The organism is Paenibacillus radicis (ex Xue et al. 2023) (genome assembly GCF_024722015.1).
Classification (GTDB): Bacteria; Bacillota; Bacilli; order Paenibacillales; family NBRC-103111; genus Paenibacillus_S.
The window spans coordinates 265,376-273,936 of sequence record NZ_JANQBD010000010.1 but is presented as its reverse complement, the minus strand read 5'-3'; the positions used below and the strand labels follow the sequence as shown (position 1 = coordinate 273,936).

Annotated in this window: 6 protein-coding genes; 3 read left to right on the top strand and 3 right to left on the bottom strand. The window is 46.6% G+C overall.

Features of this window, described 5'->3' with window-relative positions:
* Positions 1 to 759: 759 nt before the first annotated feature.
* A complete protein-coding gene (locus tag NV381_RS15885) occupies positions 760 to 1,203 on the top strand; it encodes a collagen-like protein (RefSeq protein WP_419182270.1) in 444 nt (147 codons plus the stop codon).
* A 205-nt stretch (positions 1,204 to 1,408) separates the two neighbouring features.
* Here NV381_RS15885 and NV381_RS15880 read toward each other — a convergent pair whose 3' ends face one another.
* Positions 1,409 to 1,738, bottom strand: coding sequence for a hypothetical protein (locus NV381_RS15880; RefSeq protein WP_258214261.1), 330 nt, complete (start codon positions 1,736 to 1,738; stop codon positions 1,409 to 1,411).
* A gap of 212 nt (positions 1,739 to 1,950) precedes the next feature.
* Here NV381_RS15880 and NV381_RS15875 point away from each other — a divergent pair, with 212 nt between their 5' ends.
* Complete coding sequence (locus NV381_RS15875; RefSeq protein WP_258214260.1) at positions 1,951 to 3,024, top strand: acyltransferase family protein; 1,074 nt, start codon at positions 1,951 to 1,953, stop codon at positions 3,022 to 3,024.
* Between the two features lie 153 nt (positions 3,025 to 3,177).
* Here NV381_RS15875 and NV381_RS15870 read toward each other — a convergent pair whose 3' ends face one another.
* Positions 3,178 to 4,494, bottom strand: a complete 1,317-nt coding sequence (locus tag NV381_RS15870) for a deoxyguanosinetriphosphate triphosphohydrolase family protein (protein WP_258214259.1) — start codon at positions 4,492 to 4,494, stop codon at positions 3,178 to 3,180.
* A 956-nt stretch (positions 4,495 to 5,450) separates the two neighbouring features.
* Between NV381_RS15870 and hisA the strand changes: the two genes are divergently transcribed.
* Positions 5,451 to 6,212, top strand: a complete 762-nt coding sequence (gene hisA / locus NV381_RS15865) for a phosphoribosylformimino-5-aminoimidazole carboxamide ribotide isomerase (protein WP_258214258.1) — start codon at positions 5,451 to 5,453, stop codon at positions 6,210 to 6,212.
* Positions 6,213 to 6,956: 744 nt separating this feature from the next.
* Here the strand turns inward: hisA and NV381_RS15860 are convergent.
* Positions 6,957 to 8,558 carry a response regulator transcription factor gene (locus NV381_RS15860; RefSeq protein WP_258214257.1) on the bottom strand — a complete coding sequence of 534 codons (1,602 nt, stop codon included), beginning with the start codon at positions 8,556 to 8,558 and terminating at the stop codon, positions 6,957 to 6,959.
* Positions 8,559 to 8,561 lie beyond the last annotated feature (3 nt).

The following is an 8,561-nucleotide window of genomic DNA, read 5'->3' as shown; positions in this document are numbered from 1 at the left end:
TTGTTTCGTGTATAGTTGCCATGAGTAGGGTTCCTTTCTTGGTGACTTCACTAATCCCGAGAATACCCTACTTTTTTGTTGCCTGACTAGGCTCCAAATTGTGGTACACAAACAATTTTACACCGTCTCATATCAGCCAAAATCCGTAAAATTAGCATGAGAAATTCCAGCTATAGGGCTTGGAATGCGATTTTTCGGAACAATTAACCCGACATTTTCCTGTTATTTGGGAGAGTGGAATTCACCAAGCTGCCTTGCAATGCCTTAACCCGCCCCCCAACCCCCGAACCCCGATACCCGCGAATGGCACGTGTTGGAAGTGACCCCACCATCTTTGCATTCGCTGATAATACCCAAGATCGCTATCTCACAAGACGATACCCTAGTGAGTGAATCCCATAAATGTGCAAAAGAACCCTCACCACAAGAAAAGCTTCTATCCGAAACCCTCTCGATGCGAATTGTACGTTCCCACTCTCCCCCATGCGATGCTCTGTTGCAGCGGCTGCAGCCTAAGCTTAAGTTAACTTAGCGATTCGTATTGTACAATTCACATTTTTCTACCTGCATCACAATTATTTACCAAAACTCCGTAACGAAGGAAGCTCACATATTTTGCCTACCGCACATTTTTTTGTTTTGGCCTTCATGAGTAAAATATTTTATGCAGTCAGGGGCATCCGCCCATATGGGATGGGCATCTGTAACATATATTGTAGGCAAAAGCTTATAGGCAACTTACAGAAGGAGATGTTAACATTGACTCAAAAACAAAAGCAAAAACAGTCCACTGAAAAAAATAACAATCAAAGAGGACTTACTCCTGGCATACCCGGATTTCCAGGCGGGCAGCCTGGTGGCCCTCCGGGTCCTGGACCTGGCGGATTTCCGCCTATGCCGGGTGGCGGCGGGCCCGGTGGACCTGGAGGAGGCCAAGGACCTGGAGCGCCGCAATCGCCTCCACCGTCCTTCATCCCTCAGCAATCGGCTTCCCTTTTTGCAGTGGATCCCGGCAGTATTAGCAGATGTCTCTTCCGTAACGTCTATATTTGGCAGGATAACGGAGATCAATATTGGATGTATTTAACTCATGTAGGAAGGAATTCGATCTCCGGTTACCGCTGGTATGGTTTCGGCCCTACGGGCTTCTGGCTCTATTTTGGATTGGATCTTAGACGCATCAATCAATTTACTTGTTTTTAAATAAATAAAAAATGAGCCTATCCATCACTGAACTACCTAGTGAGTGAGATAGGCTCTATTCTATAGGCAATAGATCTGCGGGGGTGTGCCGTTGCGTTTAACCCTAGCTGACACTACGCCATAAAAATCGCGAAGAGGTCGTCTTCCAACAGCTGGGACATAGTCTCAAAGCTCAAGCCCCAACCCAAGCATCTGCTACACAAGATTATTGGATTTGCAGCAGCAGCCGGGCGATAAGCTGTGTATTTTCCAATTTATTTTTCATGTAATCATATTCTACTTTTGTTTGATCCACGGCCATTTTCGCTTTAAGAAGCGCTCTTCTCAGCTCATGAGAGTGCTGCCAAATCTCAGCGTCCCGCATTTGTTCATTTTTCCCCGTAATCAAGCCTTGACTGAATAATTCACATTCCTTCGCATGCAGTGCCAATTTGGTATCCTCCAACCGGCTTAAAGCGCCATAGTAATCATATTCCACTTCCTTAAGCTGCTCCGGCAATGCCTGTAGAAGCTCCGATACTTCCGTTTTATTCATTCTTCAGCCTCCCTCTTAATGGAGTTACACCCACTTTCTAATCTATGCAGTCCCAGCTTGCAGCATGGCGATTTTTTACAGCTTACATAATTCCCCAAATTTTCAGCATACTTTCAGCTTGCTTTCAGCTTGCTGTCATATAGTTGTCATGAACCTGTGAGATGATAATAACTAAAAGACCCGAGAGATTAGAGAGAAGTGGAGAGAATCCTATGGAACAACGTTTTTCGATCCCTTATATTCAAGCTGCGAGGGGTATAGCGGTCGTGCTGGTCATGCTGTTTCATACGTCCCAATTGGCGACTAAATATTATCCCATTAACTTTCTGGGCGTAAACAGTATGGACCGATCTGGCGGCTATGCGTACTTTTTTGTGCTGACCGGATTTTTGATGGTAACGATATACCGCCGGCACTTCGGCCATATCCAAATGTGGAGAACCTTCATCACCAAACGTCTGATTCGCATTTATCCGATTTATTGGCTCGTCAACGCTGCTGTAATACCTATTTATTTCCTGGTCCCCTCCTTCGGCAACGGTTACGAAACAAAGCCCAAAGAAATCGTGACCTCGCTGCTGCTGCTGCCTTATAGTGAAGTACCCATTCTTGGAGTCGCATGGTCATTGGTTTATATTATGTTCTTCTACCTTGTATTTTCCCTGCTGTTCGTATTGAACAAGAAGACGATGCTATCGTTATTTGCTTTGTGGCTGCTTATTGTCGGCTTACATAGTATGGAATGGATTAAGCTTACGGATAACGTGCTTATCCGCTTTTTATTTGATGCTATGCATTTGGAATTTGTACTCGGTATGCTTATCGCCTATGCAGTACCCCACCTGAAAAGAGGAAGCGGCTGGTGGCTTGCCGCAGGCATGATCGTCTTCCCGGTGGTATGGGTGGCCCGGTATATAAACCCGGCATTCGTTTATTCCAATTTGCTGTACACGGTTGGCTCATCGCTTGTGCTGCTAGGTATCGGATCACTCCGTATCGCTGCTCCGATTTGGCTAAAGCCCCTACAGTTCCTTGGCGACGCATCCTACTCAATCCTTCTCACCAGTCTCGGATTTTTATCAATTTCGCTCAAGCTTTCAAGAGCCATTCATCTTAGCGATTGGTTTGGTCCGACCGTGGTAACCGCTCTTTGTTTTGCGACCGCTCTTGCGCTGTGCTGCTTGTTCTATCATTTCATAGAAAAGCCGCTTATAACGCGCATCAAATCTATTACCACGGCCAAAGGCACAGGCCCATTCATACAACCGCAGACCAAAGCAAGGTGAAGAAGTTAGACTGGCTTTGATTGGGCTGTACATAACAAAAAGACGCGTCAACCAATGCCGTTACAGGCTTCGGAACGCGTCTTTTTTTGTTCCCTGAATGGGGGGGGACTTCGAATCAATTGCACCAATAAATATTAGGCATCGCCCTACAGTTTAATCCATCTCATAAATCGATCCGGATTTACTGGCGAACAGCTCCGCATACACCTTTTCTGCGTAAGCATCCGTCATTCCCGATATATAATCGGCGACCATTCGTTCCCAGCTCCATCTGCTCTTATGCTGCTTATAGCTTTCAATCCAGTCCGGAGGCAAAATGAGCTTGCCTGTTTCATATACCTTGAAGCTGTCCCACAGCCGGTGGATCATGATCTCACTGCGCTTTTGCAGCCTTTGTACCCGAAAATCCTTGATCAATGTAACCCAGGCCAGCTTCTTCAAAATTTCCATCGTGCGCAGCAGCTGTAAATCCTGCTCGCCGTCCTCTACGAAGGTGACCTTCTTCCAGCCCTTTTTCGGATCATCAATGATGCCTACCCGGTTGGCGAACCGGCTTACCCACCGCGCCTTCATTTCCCTTCGCGTTCGTGAGGCTTCACGATTGCATTCCGCGTAGATGGTCTCCCACTGTTCCAAATAATCGGCCAGCACCTGCCGGACCATCGCCTCCATGTCGACCTGCTCCCAGCCCACATCCACGTTGCCCTGGTCATCTACGATCTCTTGAATTAAATTCTCCACAAGCCAATTTTCATCGAAAAAGCTGTGATTCATTTGAATTTTTCCAGCGCGAATCCCATCTTCAATATCGTGGGTGGAGTAAGCAATGTCATCGCATAAGTCCATCAGCTGCGCTTCCAGCGTTGGACAGCCTATTGGCATCTGCCAAGCTTCCCGAAGGTAATTTATCCCTTCCCACTCCATCGCGTATGCCCCTTTGAGCCTTCCTTCTTCCTCCAAGGAATATGGATATTTATTGATGCCGAGCAGCGATGCGGCGCTTAAATCCAACCCGCTCCCGCTTCCCGCACGCTTCTCAAGGAACATTAGAATGCGAAAGTTTTGGGCATTCCCTTCATAGGCAAGACCATGCTCATCCGACAGCAGCTTGTTCAGCACTTCCTCTCCCTTATGACCGAACGGGGGATGCCCCAGATCATGCGCCAAGGATGCTACTTCCACAACAGCCGGGTCTAACATAAGCCCCGGATGCTCCCTGCGCGCCAAGAAGGGATATGTCTTTTCCATCCGCCGCGCAACCTCACGGGCAATCTGTGAAACTTCCAACGAATGAGTCAGCCGCGTTCGATAGTAGTCGCCGGAGCCGGCGCCAAACACCTGCGATTTTCCCTGCAAGCGGCGGAAAGCGGGTGATTGGATAAGCCGAGCATAGTCCTTTTCGTATTCGTCGCGTTCCTCGCTAGAATTTGTATTGGTTGTGTCGAATAGCCGCATTTTTCGTAAATCCATAATAAATCCCCATCTCTTTCGCTCCACCGAGGTTTTTTTATCTACTTTAAATATTGTATGAAAAAACAGCGTCCATAAGGAACGCCGTTTGAGTTCCACCGCCGTCCTGCCGCGTCTATACATCTTCTTCTTATCTCTTCATATTCCGCATATTATCGAGTTTTATTGTATCATTGCATCGTAACGGTTTGCAAAGCCTTCCCAACATTTGCACAGCATTCATCTCTGAAAATCTGAAATTCCCTACAATATATGCTATTCTAGAAGAAAAGCTTCTGATTGATAGCCTTTTGACGAAGATTAGACGGAACTTGGGTACGCTTTTTACTGATATCGGCTTATACTGGTGCGGGAGCGGAACTACAGTGCGTTACTGGCTAAAATCAGCTAATACTGGCGAGAGCGGAACTATAGTGCGTTATTTGGCTAAAATCAGCTGATGCTGGCGGGTGGCGGAACTACAGTGCGTTATTTGGCTAGAATCGGCTGATATGGGTGAGTGGCGGAACTATAGTGCGTTATTTGGCTAAGATCAGCTGATACTGGCGGGAGCGGAACTACAGTGCGTTATTTTACTAAAATCGGCTGATACTGATGCGGGAGCGGAACTACAGTGCGCTATTTTGCTAAAATCAGCTAATACTGGCGGGAGCGGAACTACAGTGCGTTATTTGGCTAAAATCGGTTGATACTGATACGGGAGCGGAACTACAGTGCGTTATTTGGCTAAAATCAGCTGATACTGTTGCGGGAGCGGAACTACAGTGCGTTATTTCATCTCAAACCTGCCTATAAGAAACTTTTGGTGAGAATAAGTGATCGTAGTTCCGTTTAGGTGGATTGATAACGTGTGCAGTCTTAAATAGCGTATCCACGTTCCGCTCCATGATGTTAAACATCCAAATGCTTAATATATTAAAACCTTAACCATATCAAATAACAGGAGAGCTATTATTATGAAATTCAGACCATGCATCGATCTTCACCAAGGCAAAGTTAAACAAATTGTAGGTGAATCGCTTAATGTAGATAATGACAAAGAAGTGATCGAAAACTTCGTATCGGAACAAGAACCCGCTTACTACGCTGACATGTTCAAGCGAGACCACTTGCTGGGCGGGCATGTCATTATGCTTGGCGGAGGCAACGAGGAGGCCGCTCATCAAGCTTTGCAGGCTTACCCCCGCGGGCTTCACATTGGTGGAGGTATTACTGCGGAGAATGCGGCTTCTTATCTCGCAAAGGGAGCATCCCATGTCATCGTTACCTCCTACATTTTCCGTGATGGAGAGCTTAACACCGCAAACCTGGACAAAATTGTGTCCGAGGTTGGAGCCGACAAGCTGGTCATCGACCTTAGCTGCAAAGAACATAACGGCAAATGGGTTGTAGCTACCAATCAGTGGAAAACGATCAGTAATTTCGAGGTTACCGCCCAGAGCTTGCGTTATTTGGAAGCCTACTGTGATGAATTCCTTGTACACGCCGTCGATGTTGAGGGCAAACGAGCCGGTATTCAAGAAAGCCTCGTTAAGCATTTGGCTCAATCCGTTACTATTCCAACTACCTATGCAGGCGGTGCCAGATCGATAGCAGACCTTGAGCTATTTCACAAGCTCACCGATGGAAAGCTGGATATTACGATAGGGAGTGCCTTGGATATTTTTGGCGGGAGCCTCCCATATAAGGACGTCATTACTTATTGCAGCAACCTGTAGCTGATAGACATATATCTGTAAAATAATGGCGCTACAGACAAGAAAGTATTTACGTCTGCACATAAAACCTAGAGAATAGCCGCGAGCCAGAGGTCTTGAAGGATTTGAACGGAACAGAAATTTCCGTTATTCCACCTTTCACCTCCAACTAATGGCTTTAACGGAAGTAGGAATTCCGTTATTGGGGTTAATATGAGCACTAATGGGCAAAAACAGACAGATAACGGAACTGCGAGCTCCGTTATCTGTCTGTTTTTTGTGCTTTTCAAGTGATAAAGGAATAAGGACTTCCGCTATTGTATTCCAATTCCGTGGATGTGAGAGACTTGAGTATGAATACCGGAAGAAAAAGGGAAGCAATACAAAACTCAAATTAAAACAAATGCGGGCGTGGATTTGGGGTGGGGGAACGCCAGCGTCCTCCTGGTTTTCATCTCCGGTGACAACTCGGATATGCAACCTACCTTTGAAGCTAGTTGCCCCCATCTTTCCAACGCGCACGAATCCCGGGCGCACATTGCGGCGTTGGTTGCATAGCGGTCGGTCGAACCCCATGCTGCAAGCCTGTAACTCAAGGAACGTCGCTTCAACAATGGCTGTAACCCTACCCCCATCCTCCCAACGCACAAGCTTAGATCGTGGCGCGCCTTTTGGCATTGCATGGAGGTCGGCCGAACCCCATGTGGGCACCAAAGGCCCGTGAGGTGCTTTTGCCCTCCTTAACTTCCATATAACTCCACGCGTTTACAAATAGGTTTTTCTGAACTTTTGCGGGGGAAGTCCGAAGAAATGCTTGAATAGCGTGCAGAAGTAACGTTCATTCTGAATTCCGACCAGCTGGCTAAGCTGCAGATTGGAATAATCCTTCTCTTTGAGCAAAGCAACGGCCTTCTCTATCTTGCGGCGATTTACATAATCTACGAAGTTTTCGTTTTCGACCTTCTTAAACAAGGTGCTGAAATAAGAAGGAACCAGACTCACGTATTCAGCAACCTCATCAAGGGTAAGCCTCAAAGCGATATTTTCCTCAATGTATTGCTTAGCCTTAGAAATTTCCGACCGGGCCGGTGCTTGCCTTTGCGATAAACATTCATCCATGTAAGCAATCACTCTTTTCCATTGCCCATCAAACTTTATCCGGTCTTCATGTAAAATAAGCAATGGTTCCGGCAGCAGCTTCCAAACTGACACCTTTTGTTTGATATCGCCCATAAATTGGTTAATCAACCCCGTCATTTTCTGCTCCGGAATCCGGTGTTCCAGAGCTTGAAAAGCTATTCGGCTCAAAATCCCCTTCAGTTCCTCGGACTTTGTTTCCGGAGCGAGCCTGCGGATGATTTCCTGAAACCATTCCTTAATCTGCGCTTCGCCTTCGCCAGGTTTAGCCGCCGAGTGGGGCCCACTTACAAAAACCTGTCCCTCTCCTGCAAAATAATAGGCGTCCTGCAGCTGCAGCAATGCTTTCCGGTACGCTGACACCATCGTATCCCAGCTCTGGTGCTTAAGGCTGAAGCTTACATGAACAATTTGCTTCATATACTTTTGAATATTATCAATAAGCTCGCGCCCCAGCTCCATGCATTGCGCATTTAATCGGGAAGCGCTCTCCATGAATGGCAAGGTTACAATACCAAATATGAGATTATCCTTCACTTCACACACGAACCCGCTTCCTCTAGACCCGAGCGTCTCCTCTGCCACATTCAACATACCGTAACGGATCACGCTTTGGTCCGCTTGGTCATACCGCTTCTTAAAGCCCGCATAATCATCCAATTCTATGAGAACACAGCAGTATTCCTTTAAATCAGGAGCCACCTTCAAATCATCGCAATGCCGCGACAGCTGGTTCGGATGCATATCACCCTGCAGCAGCTCCGTAACAATCTGCCTGCGGAACCGGTACATGTTCTCTAGTCGTGAAGTATTGAGCTTCCGCAGCTCAGCTTCTTTAACTTCAATTTCATGAAGCGTTTGGGCTGCCCGATCCAAGGCTTGAAAAATATCATCCTCCGAAAGCGGAACCTTAACTATATAATCCTTTACATTCATTCGTATGGCTTGCTTGGCATAATCAAAATCAGAATAAGCCGTTAAAATAATAAATACAGTGCTGGGAAGCTTGCCCTTTAGCGTATCAATCATTTCTATACCATTCATCCCAGGCATAACAATGTCAGTCAGAATAATATCCGGTTTCAGCTGCAGCGCCGCATCTATCGCTTCTTTGCCGGAATATGCTTTTCCCACCAGCTCGTAACGATCGGTATGAAACCCGAAAAACTGCTCCAGACTGCGAATAATTAGATCCTCGTCATCTACGATTAAGCATCGGTATTTTTTCACAAT